This window comes from Promicromonospora iranensis (assembly GCF_028994775.1).
GTDB classification, from domain to species: domain Bacteria; phylum Actinomycetota; class Actinomycetes; order Actinomycetales; family Cellulomonadaceae; genus Promicromonospora; species Promicromonospora iranensis_A.
Genome location: NZ_JAJQMN010000008.1, coordinates 286,988 through 305,649 on the forward strand (window position 1 = coordinate 286,988; position 18,662 = coordinate 305,649).

Genomic DNA, 18,662 nt, shown 5'->3' on the forward strand with positions numbered 1-18,662 from the left:
ACCAGCGGGTGGTGGTCGATCAGCGGTCGGGCAGGACGTGGACCGTCACCGTCACGGGACCGTACTCCGTCGTCCCCTCGACGGTGAACGTACCGGGTGCGGCGGTCGCGCCGTCGGGCACGTCCTGCCAGGTGACACGAGTGCCGTCGACGTCCCCGTCCGCGGGGGTGAGGACGTCGACCGTCCGGGGCAGCCGGACCCGGCGGTCCACCGGGGTCACTACCCGCGGCGAGTCCTCCAGGACGGCGCGCACGTCGCTGTCGCGGTAGACGTCGAGCGATGCGTTGGCCTCCGGGAAGGTGCCCGCGCTGGTCTCCACCCAGGTGAACATGGAATCCCAGCTCGCGGGCTCCCACGTGAGCACGCCCTGCACCCGGTTGCCGGGCACGTCGTTGGCGATCTGGAAGACCCGCTGGATGGCGTCGGCCTGGCCCTGCACGGTCACCGGGAACGGGGAGTTGGGGAGCGGCGTCGGGTCACCGGGCGGCCAGCTCTCCGCCGGGTACGAGGTCTCGGCGATGTCGAGCGCGTACTCCGGGAAGGCCTCGGCCATGGTGTGCAGGTTGTGCTCCAGCGCCTCGGGGCTGCCGTGCCACTCCGGGTAGTAGGACAGGGCCAGCACGTCGGGGGCGGCGTCGGCCGCTTCGAGCCGGGTGAGCAGCTGCGTCCAGAACTCCATCGTCTTGGGGAGGCGATCCTTGTCGACGATCGCGTGGATCTCGACCTCCGACTCCGGGGACGCCTCGCGCACGGCGCGGATGCCGGACGCCATCAGGGTGCCGAACCGGTCCCACTGCTCGGTGTAGAGCCGCTGCTCGGCGGGGTCCTCGCTCTGCCAGTACTTCCAGAGCAGGCCGCCGCCCGGCTGCGACTGGTAGACGTCGGCCTCGTCGGTGAAGTAAGGCGGCGCGGTGGTGCCGATGATCTCCGCCTCGCTGCCGTACAGGAAGCCGTTGATGACCTCGTTGCCCACCGCGACCTTGGCGGGGGTGGTGCCCTGCTCCACGAGCTGGGTCAGGTAGTCCGCGGTGAAGTCGTGGACCTCCTGGGTCAGCTCGTCGAAGGGCAGCTCGGCCCAGGCGCGTGGCTTGGGCTGCTTGCTCGGGTCGGCCCAGCTGTCCGCGTAGTGGAAGTCGATGCCGAGGCTCATGTCGCGGTCGACGATCTCGCGGGCCACGGTGCGCGAACGCTCCGGTCCCTGGTAGGCCGGTTCGGTCTCGACGCCGGTGGCCTCGCTGCGCGGGTCGTTCCAGATGCGCAGGCGCAGATGCTCCATCCCGCGGTCCTTGACGACGTCGAGCAGGTGCGGGCCCGGGTCGGGCGCGCCGGCCAGGGCCGCCTCGGCGTCGAGGTAGTACGGCTGGTCACGTTCCTGGTCGGCGTAGGACAGGTCGGCGCCGAGCTTCAGGTCGTCGCGCAGGTAGTTGTAGGCGCGCAGCTCGGCGACGCCGTTCGTGCCCGGCCGCGCGGCGGTGAACCGGACGCGCAGGTACTGGATGCCCTCCCGGTCGACCAGCGCCGTGGTGCCGGCGGCGCCGCTGCGGCCGTCCCGGTGGTCGGCGAGCGTCGCCCAGCGCCTGCCGTCGGCGGAGGCCTCGACGACGTAGCGTGCGGGCGTCGGGTCCGCGAGCACCACCTCGACCTTGTGCAGCCCGTCGTACGCCCCACCGAGGTCGACGGTGAGGGCCTGGTCCCGCTTGCCGTGGCGGTTGCCCGACGTCGGCGCGGCCGGTCGCCAGGCGGTGCCTTCGTCACCGTCGAGCGCCAGGCCTGCGTCGCCATCGTTGCTGGTGGCACGGGCTGTGACCCAGTCCTTGCCGGCCAGGTCGGTCTCGACGGGCTCGATCACGGCCTCGCCGTAGCCGGCCGCCGGCGGTCCGATCGCGAGTCCGGCCGTCGTGAGCGCGACGGCGATTGCGGCGCCGCCCGCGAGGGCGCGCCTGCGGTGGGTGCTGTGCGTCATGAGACTTCCTTGTCCATGTCGGGAGCGTTCGTCCGGGGTGCCGGGACAACGCCATGTCCTCGCCGCCGGGTGAGGGACTGCGCCTACCGACGTGGGGACAGAACGTTGCGCCTGGTGGATTGTATCGATTTACTGCTGGATCTGGACAGAGGCCGCGGGACCCCGCTGTCATCGTCGGTGGAGGGCGCCGTCGCGGCTGGAGTCTGTCGGCGTGGTGCGTTGCGAGATCGGTCGGTCGGTCGGCGTGGTGCGTCATAGGGCCGGTTGGCGCAGTGCGTCGTGCGTCGTGCGTCGTGAGGTCGGTCGGTCGCCGTGGCATGGCGCAATGTGGCTGTGGCTGTGAGATCGGTCGGTTGGTGCGGTACGGCTGCGAGATCGGTCCCTTGCCTTGAGATCGGTCATTCAACTGACCGATCTCAAGGCAAGGGACCGATCTCGGTGGTGGTGCTGGTGCAAGGGACCGATGTCGCTGGTCCCGCTGAGACAAGGGACCGATCTCGTCAGCGCGGCTGGTGCATCGAACCGATCTCGCCAGTGCTGCCGATGCAATGGACCGATCTCGGCGGTGCCACCGTGCAACCGACCGAACTCGGCAGTGCCGCTGGCCCGCCCGATCGATCTCGAGCACGCGGCCCAGCGATCGCACGGTGAGGTCAACGGTGCAGACATCGCCCCGACCGGCTGCCCGACCGGCTGCCCGACCAGCCGTCCCGACCGGCTGCCCCGACCAGCCGCACGGAGATTCGCCGCCAGCAGATTCCCGTGGCCCTCGCCGCCTCCATGCGGTTCTGTGGGGCCATGCGAATCCTGGTGCTCGGTGGAACGGTCTTCCTTTCCCGCGCGGTCGCGGAGGCGGCGGTGTCCCGCGGGCACGACGTCACGTGCGCGGCGCGCGGGGTGAGCGGCACGGTGCCCGACGGCGCCGCGCACGTCCCCTGGGACCGCGCCGACGCGGTGCCCTCGGAGCTCACCGGCGCGGCGTTCGACGCCGTCGTCGACGTCTCGCGGATCCCGTCCCACGTGCGCCGCGCGGTCGAGGCGTTCCCTGATGCCCACTGGACGTTCGTGTCCACCATCAACGTCTACGCGGACACGGCCACGCCGGGCGGCACGCCGGCGACGCTGCCCCTGCTGGACCCGATAGAGACCGACGAGGACCCGGGCTCCGGCCCCGAGACGTACGGCGCCATGAAGGTGGCCTGCGAGAACGTGGTCCGATCCGGCGCCGCGGCGGCACTCGTGATCCGGCCGGGGCTGATCGTCGGCCCGGGTGACCCGAGCGGCCGCTTCGCCTACTGGCCGGACCGGTTCGCGCAGGCAGCGCAGGACGGTCTGCCGGTACTGGTCCCCGAGCCGACGGACGCCCCGGTCCAGCTCGTCGACGTCCGCGACCTCGCGGACTGGATCGTGACGGCGGCGGAAGCAGGTACCACCGGGGACTTCGACGCCGTCTGCCCGCCCCTGCCCCGGTCGGAGCTGCTCGCCCAGGTGGCCGACGGCGCTGGGGCGAACCCGAGGCTCGTTCCCGTGGCCCCCGAGGTGCTCGCCGAGCACGACGTCGTCCCGTGGTCCGGGCCTCGGTCGATCCCGTTCTGGGCCGCGGACCTGGTTGACGCCGGCTTCATGACGCACGACGTCACATCGTCGCTGGAGGCGGGCCTGACGATCCGGCCGGTCACCGAGACCGCCACGGACACACTCGCCTGGCTGAGGGCCACGCCGGACGCGAACGTCACGGGCCTGACCCGCGCCGAGGAGCAGGAGGTGCTGGCGGCCGTCGTGGGCTGACGGGCTCAGATGCGTGCCGGCCCTACACACTGCACGCGACACGTCGTCGGGTGCAGTGTGTAGGGGTCGCCCTCTATGAGCGACGAGCGGCGAGCGACGAGCCCCGCGGCAGCGGCGTCATCTCTCGGCTCAGACCGCCGCGCGGTCCTCCTTGAGGAAGTCCGCACACCGCTCGCCGATCATCATCACGGTGATGTTCGGGTTGACCGTCGTGATCTCCGGCATCACCGAGGCGTCCGCGACGCGCAGCCCCGTGACGCCCTTGACCCGCAGCCGCGGGTCGAGCGGCGAGCTGTCGTCGTCCGCCGCCCCCATCCGGACGGAGCCGGTCGGGTGGTACACCGTGTTGTGGGTGCGCGTGATGTAGTCCGCGATCTCCTCGTCGGTCCGCACGTCCGGCCCCGGGTACAGCTCCGGCCCGGCCCACTCGGCCATCGCGGGCTGGGCCACGATCTTCCGGGCGAGCTTGATGCCCTCGACCATGACCTTCATGTCGTGCGGGTCGGTGAAGTAGCGGGGGTCCACCATCGGCTTGTCGCGGAAGTCTCGCGACCGCAGCCGGACCGTGCCGCGCGAGCGCGCGTGCGTCACGTTCGGCGTGAGGCAGAACCCGTTCTCCGTGGTGGGGTAGCCCTGCCGTGCGGTGTGCATGTCGAACGGCACGGAGCCGTAGTGCATCATCAGGTCCGGCCGGTCCAGGCCGGGCTCGGTGGCCGCGAAGATGCCGATCTCCCACCACTGCGTGGAGGAGGTGACCATCGGCTGCTTCGCCTCCCACTGGATCACCCCTTCGGGGTGGTCCTGCATGTGGGAGCCGACGCCGGGCGCGTCCACCAGGACGTCGATCCCGATCTCCGCGAGGTGCTCGGCCGGGCCGATACCGGACAGCATGAGCAGCTTGGGCGAGTCGATCGCGCCCGCGGACAGGACCACCTCCTGCCGTGCGGTGAACGTGCGGTGGTGGATCAGGTCCGGGTCGAGCACCTCGACGCCGGTGCAGCGGGTGCCGTCGAAGAGCAGCCGCTTGGCGCGGTGCTCGGTGAAGATCGTCAGGTTCGGCCGGTCGAGGATCGGGTGCAGGTAGCTCACCGACGACGACGAGCGGACGCCGTCCTCCCGGGCGTTGATCTGGAAGAAGCTCGCGCCGGTCACGACCGTCGTGCCGTCGTTGAACTGCACCCGGGGGATGCCCGCCTGCTCGCACGCGTCCAGCACCGCCACGCCGCACGGGTCCGCCGGCGGGATCTGCCGGATCCGCACCGGGCCGTCGTGGCCGTGGTGCACGCCGGGCTGGTCGTTGTTCTCGAGCTTCGTGTAGTACGGGCGGGACTCCTGCGCGCGCCAGCCGGTGGCGCCCAGCGCCTCCCACTGGTCGAGGTCCTCGGCCGGGGCCCAGAACGCGATGCAGGAGTTGTGCGAGGAACAGCCACCGAGCACCTTGGCGCGCGCCTGGCGCATGAACGAGTTGCCTGCCTCCTGCGGCTCGATCTGGTAGTCCCAGTCGTAGCCCGACTCCAGCAGCCCCATCCAGCGGTCGAGCCGCAGGATCGCGTCGTCGCCGACGTCGGACGGTCCCGCCTCCAGCAGGGCCACCGAGACCTCCGGGTCCTCGCTGAGCCGCGCCGCGACGGCGGCACCGGCGGAGCCGCCGCCGACCACCACGTAGTCGAAGGCCCGCTCGCCGGTCCGTGCGGTGGCCTGCTTCGTCGGTCGCTTCGCGGGCAGCTCAGTCATCGGTGCCTCCGAACCACCCGGTCACCGCCGGGCGCAGGTTCTGGTAGATGTGCTTGGACTCCTGGTACTCGGCCAGGCCGGCCAGGCCGAGCTCCCGGCCGAACCCGGACTGCCCGTAGCCGCCCCACTCCGCCTGCGGCAGGTAGGGGTGGTAGTCGTTGATCCAGATCGTGCCGTGCCGCAGCTGGTTCGCGACGCGCTGCGCCTTGCCCGCGTCCTGGGACCAGACGGCGCCGGCCAGGCCGTAGAACGTGTCGTTGGCGATCTCGACGGCCTCGTCCTCGGTGCTGAACGTCTCCACCGTGACGACGGGGCCGAACGCCTCGTCGACGACGGCGGAGCTGCCGCGCCGGACGCCGTCGAGCACCGTGGGCAGGTAGTAGAAGCCCGCCTCCAGCTCGCCCGTGCCCCACTCGCCGCCGCACCGCACGACGGCGCCCTCCTCGACGGCCTTCTCCACGTACGCCGTGACCTTGTCGCGGTGCGCGGCGGAGATCAGCGGGCCGGTCTCGGCCGACTCGTCCCACGGGCCGCCGAGCCGGATCTGCCGGGCCCGGCGGACCAGCTCGTCGACGAAGCGGTCGTGGATCGACTCCTCGACCACCAGTCGCGCACCGGCGGAGCACACCTGCCCCGAGTGGACGAACGCCCCGTTGAGCGCGTTGTCCACGGCGGCGTCGAAGTCGGCGTCCGCGAAGATGATGTTCGGGTTCTTGCCGCCCAGCTCCAGGGCGACCTTCTTGACGGTGGCCGCGGCGCTCGCGGCGATGACGCGGCCCGTGGCGAGGCCGCCGGTGAACGACACCATGTCGACGTCCGGGTGGCTCGACAGCGGGGCGCCCGCTTCGGGGCCGGCGCCGAGCACCAGGTTGGCGACGCCCGCCGGGACACCGGCGTCGGTCAGGACCTCCATCAGGAGGACCGCCGTGTGCGGGGTGAGCTCGCTCGGCTTGAGCACGAACGTGTTGCCGGCGGCGAGGCAGGGGGCGACCTTCCACACGGCCTGCAGCAGCGGGTAGTTCCACGGCGAGATGAGGCCGCAGACCCCCACGGGCTCGTGCACCACGCGGCTGAGCACGTCGGGGCTGCCGGCGTCGACCACCCGGCCGGCGTCGACCCCCGCCAGCTTGGCGTACCAGCGGAAGCAGGCGATGCAGTCGTCCATGTCGATGCGGCTCTCGACCAGGCGCTTGCCCGTGTCCCGGGACTCGGCGAGAGCGAAGTCCTCGGACCGCTCGGTGAGCAGCTCGGCCACACGGTGCAGCAGCTCGCCGCGTTCGGGCGCGGTGGTGGCGCGCCACGGGCCGGTGTCGAACGCGCGCCGGGCCGCCGCGATGGCCCGCTCGGTGTCGGTGGCGGTCGCCTCCGACACCTCCGCGACGAGCGAGCCGTCCGCCGGGCAGCGGATCTCGCGGGTCCCGCCCGCGGCCGCTGCCTCCCAGGTGCCGTCGATGTACAGGGTCGTTGGTGTGCTCATGGTGGTGCTCCCGTAGGGACGTGCGGGCGTGCGGTGGTCAGCTGTCGATCTGCTCGGTGTCGTGCGTCGGCGAGGTGCTCGCGTGCAGGAAGAGCAGGTGGCGCTCGTACTGGTCAAGGACGTCGGCGATGAGCTGCTCCTTGGCGTAGTCGGTGACGTCGTAGCCCTGTGTGCCCTCCTCGAGGAGCACCTCGACGCGGAAGTACGTGTCGTCCTGGTCCGAGGTGTTCATCCGGAACGTCGGCGTGGGGTGCGCCTGGGGCCAGAGCGTGTAGGTGAACGGGGCCTCCTCGCCGTGCTCCGCGGTGAGCGTGATGGCCGGCAGCCCGCTGTCGCCCACGGGGGCCTCGGTGCAGGAAGTCCTGATGTCCTGCTCCTCCAGCGCGACGGAGACCTCGTTCAGGGCCGGGCGCACCGTCTTGTCGATGAACCGCAGCACGTGGCGCCGGTCGGGAAAGCTCACCAGCCGCTTGAGCCGCTGCCGCCAGCCCGGTGCGCCCGCGGTACCCGCCTGGCCGATGCGGCCCGACAGGCTGGACGGCAGGGCGGTCCGCAGGGTGTCGAACTTCTGGCCCTCGGTCCGCAGCACCTTGTAGAGCGCGAACATCACGCCGAACATCACGAGCGAGAACGGCAGGCCCATGATGATCGTGCCGGACTGCAGCGTCGAGATGCCGCCGGCGAGCAGCATGCCCATGGTGAGCAGTCCGGTTGCCGCCGCCCAGAAGACGCGCAGCCAGATCGGTCCGTCGTCGCCCGCCCGGTGCAGCTTGGAGGTCAGGTTGGACAGGACGAGAGCCCCGGAGTCGGCCGACGTCACGTAGAAGAGCAGGCCGATGAAGATGGCCAGGCCGATGGTGGCCGGCGCGGCGGGGAACTGCTCGAGCAGGGCGTAGATGCCCGATGCCGGGTCGTTCATCGCCGCGTCGCCGAATGCGGCGCCCTCGGCGCCGCCGGTCCGCATGTAGTCGAGGGCGCTGTTGCCGAAGATGGACACCCACAGCAGCACGAAGACGAACGGGATCGTGAGCGTGCCGACCACGAACTGGCGGATGGTGCGGCCGCGCGAGATCCGGGCGAGGAACAGGCCGACGAACGGTGCCCACGCCACCCACCAGGCCCAGAAGAACAGCGTCCACGCGTTCATCCAGTCGGTGGGGGCGTCGAACGCGTACGTGTTCAGCGTCATGCCCGGCAGCCGGGACACGTAGTCGCCGACGTTCATCACCAGCGCGTTGAGCAGGAACGTCGTCTTGCCCGTGATGACCAGGAAGAGCAGCAGCGCCAGGGCGAGCACGACGTTGAGCTCGGACAGGCGTCGCACGCCGCGCTGCACGCCCGAGACCACCGACAGCGTCGCCATCACGACGGCGAGTGCGAGCAGCGCGACCTGGGCGCCCACACCGATCGGTACCCCGACCAGGTCGGAGAGGCCTCGGTTGAGCATCTCGACGCCGATGCCGAGGGTGGTGGCCAGGCCGAAGATGGTGCCGAGCACCGCGGCGATGTCGACGGCGTCGCCGAGCTTGCCCCACACCCGGTCGCCGAAGAGGGGGTGCAGCACGGAGCGGATGCTCAGCGGCATGTTGCGCCGGTAGGCGAAGTAGGCGATGGCCATGCCCATGAGGGCGTACATGCCCCAGCCGATGATGCCGTAGTGGAACAGCGTCCAGACGATGGCCATCCGGGCTGCCTCGACGGTGCTGCCGTCGCCGACGGGCGGGGCCAGGTACTGGCTGGCCGGCTCGGCCACCGAGAAGAACATGAGGTCCGTGCCGATGCCCGCCGCGAACAGCATCGCGGACCACGTGAAGAGGCCGAACTGCGGCTTGGACTGCTCCGGGCCGAGCTTGATGCGGCCGGCGCGGGACAGGGCGACGCCGATGACGAACACCAGGAAGGCGGCGGCCGCGATGAAGTAGTAGGCGCCGAACCAGTCGGAGATCCAGGTGACGACGACGCCGATGTACTGCTCGGTCTGCGCCGGCCAGATGATCGCGGCCAGCCCGACCACGAGGATGAGCGTCGCGGACCCGAAGAACACCGGTGGGTTGATGCTGCTGTGCCGGCGCCCTTCGGGCGGACTGTCGGCTGCTGCGGTCGGGCTCTCGGTCTTCGCCGGGGTGGTCATGTTTTCCTTCGTCGAGGGCTTCGGGCGGTGCCCACCGTACAACTACATGAAAATTCACCCGATTGCCCACCGGTGGTCGAGGCCTCTTCAGCCCGAGATTACGCCCGACGCCGGAGCGCCGCCTGCTGCTCGGCCGACCACCGCCGCGTCAGACCGGGGCGAGCCCGAGGCTGCGGCCCGCCAGCCCCCGGCGGCGCTTCGCGAGCCCGCGGGCGACGTCGGCCAGCACCCGAGCGCCCGGTGAGTCCGGCGCGGTCAGGACCACGGGGGTGCCGCTGTCCCCGCCCTCGCGGACGGCGACGTCGAGCGGCACCTGGCCGAGCAGCGGCACATCCTTGCCCATCAGCTCGGTCAGCCGGGCCGAGACCTGCGCGCCACCGCCCTCGCCGAAGATCTCCAGCCGCGTGCCGTCGGGCTGCTCCAGCCAGGACATGTTCTCGATCACGCCGACCACGCCCTGCGACGTCTGGGTCGCCACCGAACCGGCCCGCTCGGCGACCTCGGCGGCCGCGGCCTGCGGCGTCGTGACCACCAGGATCTCGGACGACGGCAGCAACTGCGCCACGGAGATCGCGATGTCGCCGGTGCCGGGGGGCAGGTCGAGGAGCAGCACGTCCAGGTCGCCCCAGAACACGTCGGCCAGGAACTGCTCCAGCGCGCGGTGCAGCATGGGCCCGCGCCAGACCACCGGCTGGCCCGCCGGCACGAACATGCCGATCGAGACCACCTTGACGCCGTGCGCGATGGGCGGCAGCAGCATGTTGTCGACCCGGGTGGGCTGGCGGTCCACGCCGAGCATGCGGGGGATCGAGAAGCCGTAGATGTCGGCGTCGATCACGCCGACGGACAGCCCGTCCGCCGCCAGCGCCACCGCGAGGTTCGCCGTCACCGACGACTTGCCCACGCCGCCCTTGCCCGAGGCCACCGCGAACACCTTGGTCATCGACCCCGGCTGCGAGAACGGGATGACGGGGTCGCCCGCGCCGCCGCGCAGCATCGACCGCAGGGAGGCACGTTGCTCCGGCGTCATGACGCCCAGCTCGACCTCGACCCCGGCCACGCCGTCGACAGCCGTCGCAGCGGCTGTCACGTCCTTGATGAGCGTCGACTTCATGGGACAGCCGGCGACGGTCAGATCGACACCGACGGTCACGTGCGCGCCCGGTCCGGTGGTCGAGCTTGTCGAGACCACTACCGACCGGACCATGCCCAGGTCGGTGATGGGGCGCCGGATCTCAGGGTCGAGCACACCGGTCAGCGCGTCACGAACGCGTGCCTCGAGTGCGGGGGAGTCGACTGGGGTCATGATTCGATCCTAGGGCGGAGGTCCAGCGGCTCAGTCATCAGGGGTGGTCTTTCATGCTTTTGCAATGAAGGTCAGTTGAAAACGGTACGCTGCGTCACCACCAAGGGTGAGGAGGCCCCATGACCGAGCCACGCGTCCCCGCGCGCGTTCGGCATGTCGCCTCCGAGGACCAGGCCCGCGAGCTCGCCGCCGCACTGCAGCGACCCGGCCGCGACCGGCCGGTGGTGGTCATCTCGACGCCGGCCGGGCACGACGCCCCGTTCGTGGATCCCCAGCGCGTGCTCGACGACGTCGCCGGGCTCGCCGAGGTGGTCGTGATCCCTACGGGGGACGTGTCCTGGGCGTTCTCGTCGGGTATGCCGCCGGACACCCAGGTCTACGGGGGCGCTTCCCGCGTCTACGGCACCGACCTGGAGTGGGTGCACCACCCGCGGCGCTCGCCGTTGCACTTCGCCTACTCCGACGACGAGGACGCGCGCGTGCGCGAACGCCTGGTCAGCGACGTCATGCGGTTCGCGGTGCGCGCGGGGATCGTCGGGTCGGCCCGGTCCGCACCGGACGAGGCGGCCACCGACGGGAAGGTGCTGGGCGTGCTCGGCACGCGCGCCCTGATCAGCACCGACGACGGCGGTCAGGCCACCGTCGCGGAAGAGCTCGTCTTCCCCGACGTCGCGCTGGCCCGGGTGCTCGCGCCGGGTATGCGGGTCACCGGGGTGCTCGACCCGGTGCGCCGCCTCCTCGACATCCGCGCCATGTTGCCCGATGTCGACGCGCTGCGCAGGCTCGTGAACGCCACCTACCGGGTGGGTCAGGTGGTGCTCGGCCGGGTCGAGGCGGTCGAGCACGACGCCGTGCGGATCGCGCTGGCGCCCGGCGTCGTCGTGCGTGTGCGCCGTGGGGAGATCACGGGCAACGACCTGGACCTGCTGAGCGACCTCTTCACCAGGGGCGAGGTGGTGGCGGCCCGCCGCATACCCGCGCCGCTGGACGGCCTGGCACTGCGGCTGGACGACGTCGACGAGTCCGAGGACGAGCCGGTCCCCGCGATAGCCCTCCTGGACGGCGGGCCGCCGTGGCTCGAGCTGCTGCCGCCGCTGACCGAGCCGGGTCCTCCGCCGCTCCGGTCCGGTCTCCCGTCGGCCGAGCCCGTGGAAGCCCCGTCGAGCGACGACTCCCCGCCCACACCCGCCGACCTGTTCGGTTCGCGTCCGGCCGATCCGGGTCCTGACCGGACACGCCCCGAGCGCGCCGAGCACCCTCGGCCTGGCGGCGACTCCGGTGCCGTGCCGACACCGCCGGGCGGTCAGCGGGCACCGACCCCCGGGGACGTGGCCGCGTGGCACGCCGGCGGGCACGACACCCTGCCGTCGCCGGCGTCGCCGTCCTCGGCGGCGTCCGCCGAGACGCCGCCGGAGCCATCCGGCAAGGCGACACGCGACCTCAGCCTCTCCCTCGACGCCGCGAAGGCCCAGGTCTCGGCGCTCACGAAGGAGCTGCTGGACGACAAGGTCAAGCGGCGCCAGGTCGAGCTCGAGGTCGACCGGCTGCTCGGACGGGTCGGTGAGCTCACGGAGCGGCTCGAACGCAGTGAGCGGCGTGCCGAGCAGCAGGCGACGGCCCTGCGCAAGGCGCGGCAGGAGGCCGCGCGCCTGCGCCGTCGGCTGGGTGACGCCGGGGTCGAGGTGCCCGAGGACCGGTACTTCGTCGCCGACGAGGATCAGCTCCGGTTCGAGGTGCTCAGCGAGTGGGCCAGGGCGATCCCGGCCGCGGAGAAGGCCGGGCGTCCCCTGGCCGAGTACACGGTGGGACCCCGTTTCCTCGCCTCCCTGACCGACGTCGAGGGGGTGAGCCGGGACCGCGTCGTCTGGACGCTCGTCATGGTGCTCACCGGTCTGGCCCCAGGGATGAACGGCCTGCAGGTCCACCGCCTGCGGACCGGCGCCGGAGGCGACGACCCGGCCAGGCACCGCGACGACGGCGCCGTCTGCTGGCGGGTGTCGCTGCAGGTCAACACGCCGTCGGCCCGCAGGCTGCACTACTGGAAGCTGCCAGGTGGGACCTACGAGCTGTCACGGGTGGTGCTCCACGACGACGTGGAGCCGTGACCGCGACGCCCGGTCAGGGCCTGCCGGGCCTGCCGGGCGTGCCGTCGCGGTCCTTGTCCTCCAGCTCCTCCAGGAGGTTGCGGATCTCCGAACGCACGAAGTCGCGGGTGGCGACCTCCGAGAGGGCGATCCGGAGTGCCGCCATCTCGCGCGCCAGGTACTCGGTGTCGGCGAGGTTGCGCTCACCGCGCTGCCGGTCCTGCTCGGCGGTCACGCGGTCCCGGTCGTCCTGCCGGTTCTGCGCCAGCAGGATCAGCGGGGCCGCATAGCTCGCCTGCAGCGACAGCATCAGCGTCAGCGCCGTGAACCCGTTCGCGGCGCTGTCGAACCGCAGGTCCTCCGGGCCCCATGCGTTCCACACGAGCCACAGCACGCAGAACACCGTCAGATAGATGAGGAAGCGTGGCGTGCCCAGGAACCGGGCGATGCCCTCGGTGGCCTTCCCGACGGCGTCCTGGTCCATCCGGAAGCGGGGGACCAGGGTGCGGCGCTGCGCCAGCGGGGTGTCCAGACGCTCAGCCACGGTTCACCTCCTGCCCTGTCGGCTCCTGCCCTGTCGGCTCCTGCCGTGCCGATTCGTGCCGCAGGGACTCCCGGCGCGCGGACTCGCGGCGCGCCGAGGGGGCGGCCTGCGCGGCGATCGCCTCCAGCCGTTCGTCGTCGCTGCCCCGCCAGTCGTCCGGGAGAATGTGGTCGAGCACGTCGTCGACGGTGACCACGCCCAGCAGCCTGCGCTGGGCGTCGAGCACGGGCAGCGCGAGCAGGTCGTAGGCCGCGAGCAGGCGCGTCACCTGGCCCACCGAGGCGTCATGGGTCAGCCACTCCGTCTCGGCGTCCAGCACGGAGGCGACCGCCGCGTGCGGTGGCTCACGCAGCAGCCGCTGGAAGTGCGCGACGCCGAGGAACCGGCCGGTCGGCGTCTCCAGCGGCGGCCGCACCACGAACACCATCGAGGCCAGCGCCGGTGGCAGCTCGGCACGTCTGATCTGGGCCAGTGCGGTGGCGATGGTGTCGTCCGCGCCCAGGATCACCGGCTCCGTGGTCATCAGACCACCCGCCGTGTCCTCCGCGTACTCCAGCAGACGCCGGACGTCGGCCGCCTCCTCCGGCTCCATCAGGTTCAGGAGCTGGGCCGCCTGCTCCTGCGGCAGCTCGTTCAAGAGGTCGGCGGCGTCGTCCGGCTCCATCGCCTCCAGCACGTCGGCCGCGCGGTCCCGGTCCAGGCCCGAGAGGATCGCCACCTGGGCGTCCTCCGGCAGCTCCTCCAGCACGTCGGCGAGGCGCTCATCGTTCAGGGCGCCTGCGATCTCCAGCCGGCGCGCCGACCCCAGCTCGTGGATCACGTCAGCGAGGTCAGCGGCCCGCATGTCCTCGTACGCCTCCAGGAGCCGCGCCGCGCCTTGCTCCGCCGACCGCGCGGTGAGGTCCTGCACGGCGTCGACAGGGACCGTCAGCGTGGAGCCGCGCCGGAACGGGGCCGCGCCCCGGGCCGACCGGCGCCGCACGAACAGCTGGTCCACCAGCCAGTCGCCGGTGCGCTGCTGCGCGATGGAGACGTCCTCGATGGTGACCTCGCCCGAACCGTCCTTGAGCTGGACCCGGCGGTCCAGCAGCTCGCCCAGCACCACCGACTCCATGGCCCGCTGCTCGAACCGCCGCATGTTAACCAGGCCGGTGCTGATCACCTGACCCACGTCGATGCTCGTGACGCGCGTCAGGGGGAGAAAGACGCGACGGCGGCCGGGCACCTCGACCACCAGGCCCACCGCACGCGGCGCCCCCTTGGCCCGAACCAGCACCACGACATCACGAACGCGGCCCACCTGGTCCCCGATCGGGTCGAAGACCGGTGTGCCGGCCAGACGTGCGACAAATACCCTCGTGCTGGCGCTCACGCTGGTCAGCCTACGACCCGCTCCTGGGCCACGCTCCTCGCCACTTGCCGCAAGGTAGGAGAGACTATGCGGTATGAGCATGTCTCGCCCGGGTGCCGTCCCGAAGGTCCCGACCCTGCCGGCAGGCGACGAGGTCGCCGCGTACTCCACCTACCTGGAGGCGCAGAAAGCCGTCGATTACCTCTCCGACAACAAGTTCCCCGTCGAGAACGTCACCATCGTGGGCACCGACCTGCGCATGGTGGAGCGCGTCACGGGGCGCCTCACGTACGGCCGGGTGGCGCTCGCGGGCGCCCTCTCCGGCGCATGGTTCGGTTTCTTCGTCGGGTTGTTGATCACGCTGTTCGCCGGCGAGGCGGGCTTCCAGGTGATGTTCGCCGGTATCGCGCTCGGTGCCGGCTTCGGCCTGCTTTTCTCCGTGCTGTCTTACGCGTTCACGGGTGGGCGGCGTGACTTCACGTCCTCGTCGCAGATCGTGGCCGCGACGTACGCGATCCTCTGCGCCCACGACCACGCGAGCGACGCACGGGCGCTCCTGATGCGCTCGCCCAGCGGCCTGGGCAAGTCGCGGGGCAACGCCACCGTGGGGGTCCCTGCTCCCGCTGTGCCGCCGTCGCCCACTGCTCAGGCGCCCGGCGCCGAGCCCGCGCAGCCCGCCGCGACGCCGACGCGCCCGACCGATCCGCGCTGGGTCACGCCGACGGGTGAGCCCCGGTACGGCGCGATGCGGCCTGGTGCTGGTGCTGCTGGTGCTCCCGCGCCGGCCGAGACGCCGGCGGGTGCGCCTGCTGGCGCGCCCGCGAGCACGCCGACGGACGCACCGACCGGCACACCGGCGGACGCTCCGACCGGCGCTCCGACCGGCGCACCGGCGGACGCTCCGGCGGATGCGCCCTCCGACGCACCGACCCCGCCTGACCAGGCATCGGGCGCCCCGGACGAGCAGCGCCCGGACACCACGGGCAGCCCGGACGACTCGCCGACGTCGCGCACCCGCTACTCGAACCCGTACGCCCCGCCGAGCGACGACCAGAAGTAGCCGAGTTCCCCGCAGGGAACAACCGAACCTCATCGGCCTGAGCCGTACCGGGGCTGAGCTCACTGCTGGTTTGAGCGGTGCTGGTTTGAGCGGTGCTGGTTTGAGCGGTGCTGGTTTGAGCGGTGCTCCGACTTCGGTCTGTTGCAACGGTGGCCGATATGACTTCGGTCGGTTGCTCTGAGATCGGTCAATCAAACGACCGATCTCAGAGCAACCGACCGAAGTCATTTTCTGTGCCGTGCAAGGGACCGAAGTGGGCGTCAGATGGCGGGCAGGCGTGAGTCGATCCGGGCCGTCCGCAGCACGTCCGCTGGGATGTGCGCCCTGATTCGGTCGAGCATCGCCTGGACATCCTGTTTGTCGGACGCGCTGACATTTTCGAGGCTGACGCCGGCTCGCCGGATGGCGTCGGCGCGAGCCTTCTCGGCCAGATACTCCTGTGCGGGGTCGTGCCCGGGGCGGACACCGTCCGGCCGATACTTGACCTGACCGTCGAACTCGATGCCCAGCGCCCACTGTTCGTAGCCCAGATCGGTGTGGAAGAGTCCGGCGTCGGTCTCCACCGGCATCTGCGTGGCCGGTCGGGGCAGGCCGGCACGGAGCAGCTCATAGCGGACCCAGGTCTCCCAGGCGGACTGAGGGCCAAGGTCAGCGAGCTCGATCACCAGCCGGGCCCGCTGGATCCCGCGCCGTCCGGTTTGAGCGTCGAGCGTCGCGAGCAGCTCTTCTCGTTCGGCACCCAGGCCCAGGGCTGAGTCGGCGATGACGAGCGCTTCGAGCGGGTGCAACGTCCGTGCGCAGTCGACGACCGTGCGTGCGAGTGATGTCACGGGCAGGCCCGCAGCCTCGATGATGTCATCGGGCGCAAGGGTCCACGAGTATCGCCGCACGTCGCCGGCCGCGTGGCCGGAGGCTCGGTAGTGCTGGTAGACGTGTGTTTCCCGCGGTGTCGTCCAGACGAGGCAACCCAGGAGCAGCGCGGCCGACGCATGGCTGAACACATGCTTGGCTCTGAGCTGGGAGTGCAGCGCACGGGCGCGGGCGAGCGCCTTCTGGCGCGCTTCTCGCGGGGCGCCCGAAGGACCATCGACCTGGATCGCGTCCGGAGCGCAGTACGCACCGCGTCGAACCCTGAGGACTTCGCCGGTGCGGGCCCCGGCGGCCAGCTTGTTGCGGTTGTGCTCGAGCGCGAGGGCAACCGCTGGGATCTTCACCTCGACCATGGAACGACATTGCGCCATCCCGCGAGGGTCCGATGACTGGCCCAGACGGAACTGTGCACAGACCGCGAGTCCACAGGGCCGTGGTCGTGCTCGGACCGTTGGGGCGCCGTCCCGTGGGACCTTACGTGGGCGACGGCCGTCCGGCTGTCCCGCTCGGCCCAGATGATGTGTGGCGGCGCGGCACGGCGCGGCGCGGTCCGGCAGGGCGCGGCACGGGCGCCGCAGGGCGGTGCGGAGCGCGGCGGGGTGGAGCGCAGTGCGCGACTTCGGTCAGTTGCACGGCGGCCGATACGACTTCGGTCGGTTGCTCTGAGATCGGTCAATCAAACGACCGATCTCAGAGCAACCGACCGAAGTCAGTTGTCCGAGCCGTGCAACGGACCGAACTCAGTGTCGCCAAGCCCGGCCGCCGAACTCAATGCCACCAAGCCTGGCCGCCGAACTCAGCGCAGCGACGCCATCCAGGCCTCGACGTCCTCCGGGCGACGGGGCAGAGCTGCCGAGAGGTTCTCGTTGCCGTCCTCGGTGATCAGCACGTCGTCCTCGATGCGCACGCCGATGCCGCGGAACTCCTCCGGCACGGCGAGGTCGTCGGCCTTGAAGTAGAGGCCCGGCTCGATGGTGAACACCATGCCCGGCTCCAGGACTCCGTCGAGGTAGAGCTCGCGGCGGGCCTGTGCGCAGTCGTGGACGTCGAGGCCGAGGTGGTGCGAGGTGCCGTGCACCATCCAGCGGCGGTGCTGCTGGCCGTCGTCGCCGAGTGCGTCGGCGGCGGTGACGCCGTCGGGCAGGAAACCCCACTCCTCGAGGCGGGCCGCGATGACCTCCATGGCCGCCGCGTGGACGTCGCGGAACCTGGCGCCCGGCTTGGCGACGGCGAACGCGGCGTCGGCCGCGTCGAGCACCGCCTGGTAGATCTTGCGCTGCACGTCGGTGAACTCGCCGTCGACGGGCAGGGAGCGGGTGATGTCCGCGGTGTAGAGCGAGTCGACCTCGACGCCGCCGTCGAGCAGCAGCACGTCGCCGGAGCGGACCTCGCCGTCGTTCCGGATCCAGTGCAGCGTGGTGGCGTGCTCGCCCGAGGCCGCGATGGTCTCGTAACCCACGGCGTTGCCCTCGAGCCGGGCGTGCCCGTCGAAGGTGGTCTCCACGACACGCTCGCCACGGCGGTGCTCCTTCGCGGCGGGCAGCGCCCGGACGACGGCCTCGAAGCCCTCGATGGTGCGGGCCACCGCCTCGCGCATCTGCTCGATCTCGTACTCGTCCTTGATGAGCCGCAGTTCGGAGGTCGCCTCGACGAGCTTCTCGTCGGTCAGCGCGTCCTCCTCCTCGCCGGCCTCCACGCGCAGCTCCTCGACGAGCGACTCGATCGCGTCGTCGGCGCCGGTCACCACGAGGAGGTGCACGCCGCCGTCGCCCACGTCCTTGGCCAGGGCGTCGCCCAGCTCGTCGATGTGGCGGGCCTCGATGCCGGTGAGGGCCTCGACGTCGGCCAGCGACGGGCGGGCGCCGACCCAGAACTCGCCGTAGCGGGCATCGGCGTAGAACTCCTCGTTGTCCCGCGGCGCGAGGGGGCGCACGTACAGCACGGCGTGGTGGCCGCCGGCGCCGTCCGGGCCGGGGTCGCCGGAGCCGTCCTCGACCGGGTGCAGCACCAGGACGGCGTCCGGCTCGCGGTCGGTGCCCAGGCCGGTGAGGTGCGCGAACGCCGAGTGCGGCCGGAACCGGTAGTCGGTGTCGTTGGAGCGGGTCTTGAGCGAGCCCGCCGGGATCACGAGGCGTACGCCCGGCAGCCGCTCGGAGAGGGCGGCCCGTCGGGCGACGGTGTACTGCGCGGCGGGCGACGCCGTCAGACCGAGCTCGGCGCGCGGGGCCCACTGCGACATCACGAAATTCTTGAAGGCGGTGGAGGCGGGGCGGTGTGAACGGTTGGACCCGCGATCGGCGGTTCCCTGCTCGTCAGGCTGCGAAGTGGAAGTGGGCTCGCTCATACGCCCAGTG

General features: G+C 71.5%; 12 protein-coding genes. 3 read left to right on the forward strand and 9 right to left on the reverse strand.

The genetic code is table 11. The features are described from left to right. Positions 1 to 19: 19 nt before the first annotated feature. A complete protein-coding gene (locus LUU90_RS17045; protein WP_275004805.1) occupies positions 20 to 1,963 on the reverse strand; it encodes a glycosyl hydrolase 53 family protein in 1,944 nt (647 codons plus the stop codon). Positions 1,964 to 2,761: 798 nt separating this feature from the next. Between LUU90_RS17045 and LUU90_RS17050 the strand changes: the two genes are divergently transcribed. After that, entirely contained in the window at positions 2,762 to 3,751 is a 990-nt protein-coding gene (locus LUU90_RS17050; protein WP_275004807.1) for an NAD-dependent epimerase/dehydratase family protein, read from the forward strand. A gap of 129 nt (positions 3,752 to 3,880) precedes the next feature. Here the strand turns inward: LUU90_RS17050 and LUU90_RS17055 are convergent, their stop codons facing one another. From LUU90_RS17055 to LUU90_RS17070, 4 genes are all read right to left on the reverse strand, one after another. Then, positions 3,881 to 5,485 (reverse strand): GMC family oxidoreductase, encoded by a 1,605-nt coding sequence (locus LUU90_RS17055; RefSeq protein ID WP_275004808.1) that lies wholly within the window; start codon positions 5,483 to 5,485, stop codon positions 3,881 to 3,883. Further along, a complete protein-coding gene (locus tag LUU90_RS17060; protein WP_275004809.1) occupies positions 5,478 to 6,962 on the reverse strand; it encodes an aldehyde dehydrogenase family protein in 1,485 nt (494 codons plus the stop codon). The genes LUU90_RS17055 and LUU90_RS17060 overlap by 8 nt, the downstream gene beginning before the upstream one ends. Before the next feature lie 37 nt (positions 6,963 to 6,999). Beyond that, entirely contained in the window at positions 7,000 to 9,093 is a 2,094-nt protein-coding gene (gene betT / locus LUU90_RS17065) for a choline BCCT transporter BetT (protein ID WP_275004810.1), read from the reverse strand. Positions 9,094 to 9,241: 148 nt separating this feature from the next. Further along, positions 9,242 to 10,399 (reverse strand): Mrp/NBP35 family ATP-binding protein, encoded by a 1,158-nt coding sequence (locus tag LUU90_RS17070; protein ID WP_275004811.1) that lies wholly within the window; start codon positions 10,397 to 10,399, stop codon positions 9,242 to 9,244. Positions 10,400 to 10,518: 119 nt separating this feature from the next. Here LUU90_RS17070 and LUU90_RS17075 point away from each other — a divergent pair, with 119 nt between their 5' ends. Next, positions 10,519 to 12,504, forward strand: coding sequence for a hypothetical protein (locus tag LUU90_RS17075; RefSeq protein WP_275004813.1), 1,986 nt, complete (start codon positions 10,519 to 10,521; stop codon positions 12,502 to 12,504). Between the two features lie 13 nt (positions 12,505 to 12,517). Here the strand turns inward: LUU90_RS17075 and LUU90_RS17080 are convergent, their stop codons facing one another. Both LUU90_RS17080 and LUU90_RS17085 read right to left on the reverse strand, forming a co-directional pair. Beyond that, positions 12,518 to 13,027, reverse strand: a complete 510-nt coding sequence (locus tag LUU90_RS17080) for a DUF1003 domain-containing protein (RefSeq protein WP_275004814.1) — start codon at positions 13,025 to 13,027, stop codon at positions 12,518 to 12,520. Beyond that, positions 13,020 to 14,399, reverse strand: a complete 1,380-nt coding sequence (locus LUU90_RS17085) for a magnesium transporter MgtE N-terminal domain-containing protein (protein WP_275004815.1) — start codon at positions 14,397 to 14,399, stop codon at positions 13,020 to 13,022. The genes LUU90_RS17080 and LUU90_RS17085 overlap by 8 nt, the downstream gene beginning before the upstream one ends. Before the next feature lie 73 nt (positions 14,400 to 14,472). Between LUU90_RS17085 and LUU90_RS17090 the strand changes: the two genes are divergently transcribed. Then, positions 14,473 to 15,438: a general stress protein gene (locus tag LUU90_RS17090; protein WP_275004816.1), complete on the forward strand. Its 966-nt coding sequence runs from the start codon at positions 14,473 to 14,475 to the stop codon at positions 15,436 to 15,438. A gap of 260 nt (positions 15,439 to 15,698) precedes the next feature. On the opposite strand, the gene LUU90_RS17095 is transcribed toward LUU90_RS17090, so the two are convergent. Together LUU90_RS17095 and LUU90_RS17100 are read right to left on the reverse strand one after the other, a co-directional pair. Continuing rightward, on the reverse strand, positions 15,699 to 16,661 hold the full coding sequence (locus tag LUU90_RS17095; protein ID WP_275004818.1) for a hypothetical protein: 963 nt from the start codon (positions 16,659 to 16,661) through the stop codon (positions 15,699 to 15,701). A 443-nt stretch (positions 16,662 to 17,104) separates the two neighbouring features. Continuing rightward, on the reverse strand, positions 17,105 to 18,652 hold the full coding sequence (locus tag LUU90_RS17100; RefSeq protein WP_275004820.1) for an aminopeptidase P family protein: 1,548 nt from the start codon (positions 18,650 to 18,652) through the stop codon (positions 17,105 to 17,107). Positions 18,653 to 18,662: the final 10 nt, after the last annotated feature.

Bases quoted from the DNA above. Each gene is read 5' to 3' on its own strand.
- LUU90_RS17060 (WP_275004809.1), bottom strand. From the start codon at position 6,962: ATGAGCACACCAACGACCCTGTACATCGACGGCACCTGGGAGGCAGCG.
- LUU90_RS17050 (WP_275004807.1), top strand. From the start codon at position 2,762: ATGCGAATCCTGGTGCTCGGTGGAACGGTCTTCCTTTCCCGCGCGGTC.
- LUU90_RS17070 (WP_275004811.1), bottom strand. From the start codon at position 10,399: ATGACCCCAGTCGACTCCCCCGCACTCGAGGCACGCGTTCGTGACGCG.
- LUU90_RS17055 (WP_275004808.1), bottom strand. From the start codon at position 5,485: ATGACTGAGCTGCCCGCGAAGCGACCGACGAAGCAGGCCACCGCACGG.
- LUU90_RS17100 (WP_275004820.1), bottom strand. From the start codon at position 18,652: ATGAGCGAGCCCACTTCCACTTCGCAGCCTGACGAGCAGGGAACCGCC.
- LUU90_RS17045 (WP_275004805.1), bottom strand. From the start codon at position 1,963: ATGACGCACAGCACCCACCGCAGGCGCGCCCTCGCGGGCGGCGCCGCA.
- LUU90_RS17075 (WP_275004813.1), top strand. From the start codon at position 10,519: ATGACCGAGCCACGCGTCCCCGCGCGCGTTCGGCATGTCGCCTCCGAG.
- LUU90_RS17095 (WP_275004818.1), bottom strand. From the start codon at position 16,661: ATGGTCGAGGTGAAGATCCCAGCGGTTGCCCTCGCGCTCGAGCACAAC.
- betT (WP_275004810.1), bottom strand. From the start codon at position 9,093: ATGACCACCCCGGCGAAGACCGAGAGCCCGACCGCAGCAGCCGACAGT.
- LUU90_RS17090 (WP_275004816.1), top strand. From the start codon at position 14,473: ATGAGCATGTCTCGCCCGGGTGCCGTCCCGAAGGTCCCGACCCTGCCG.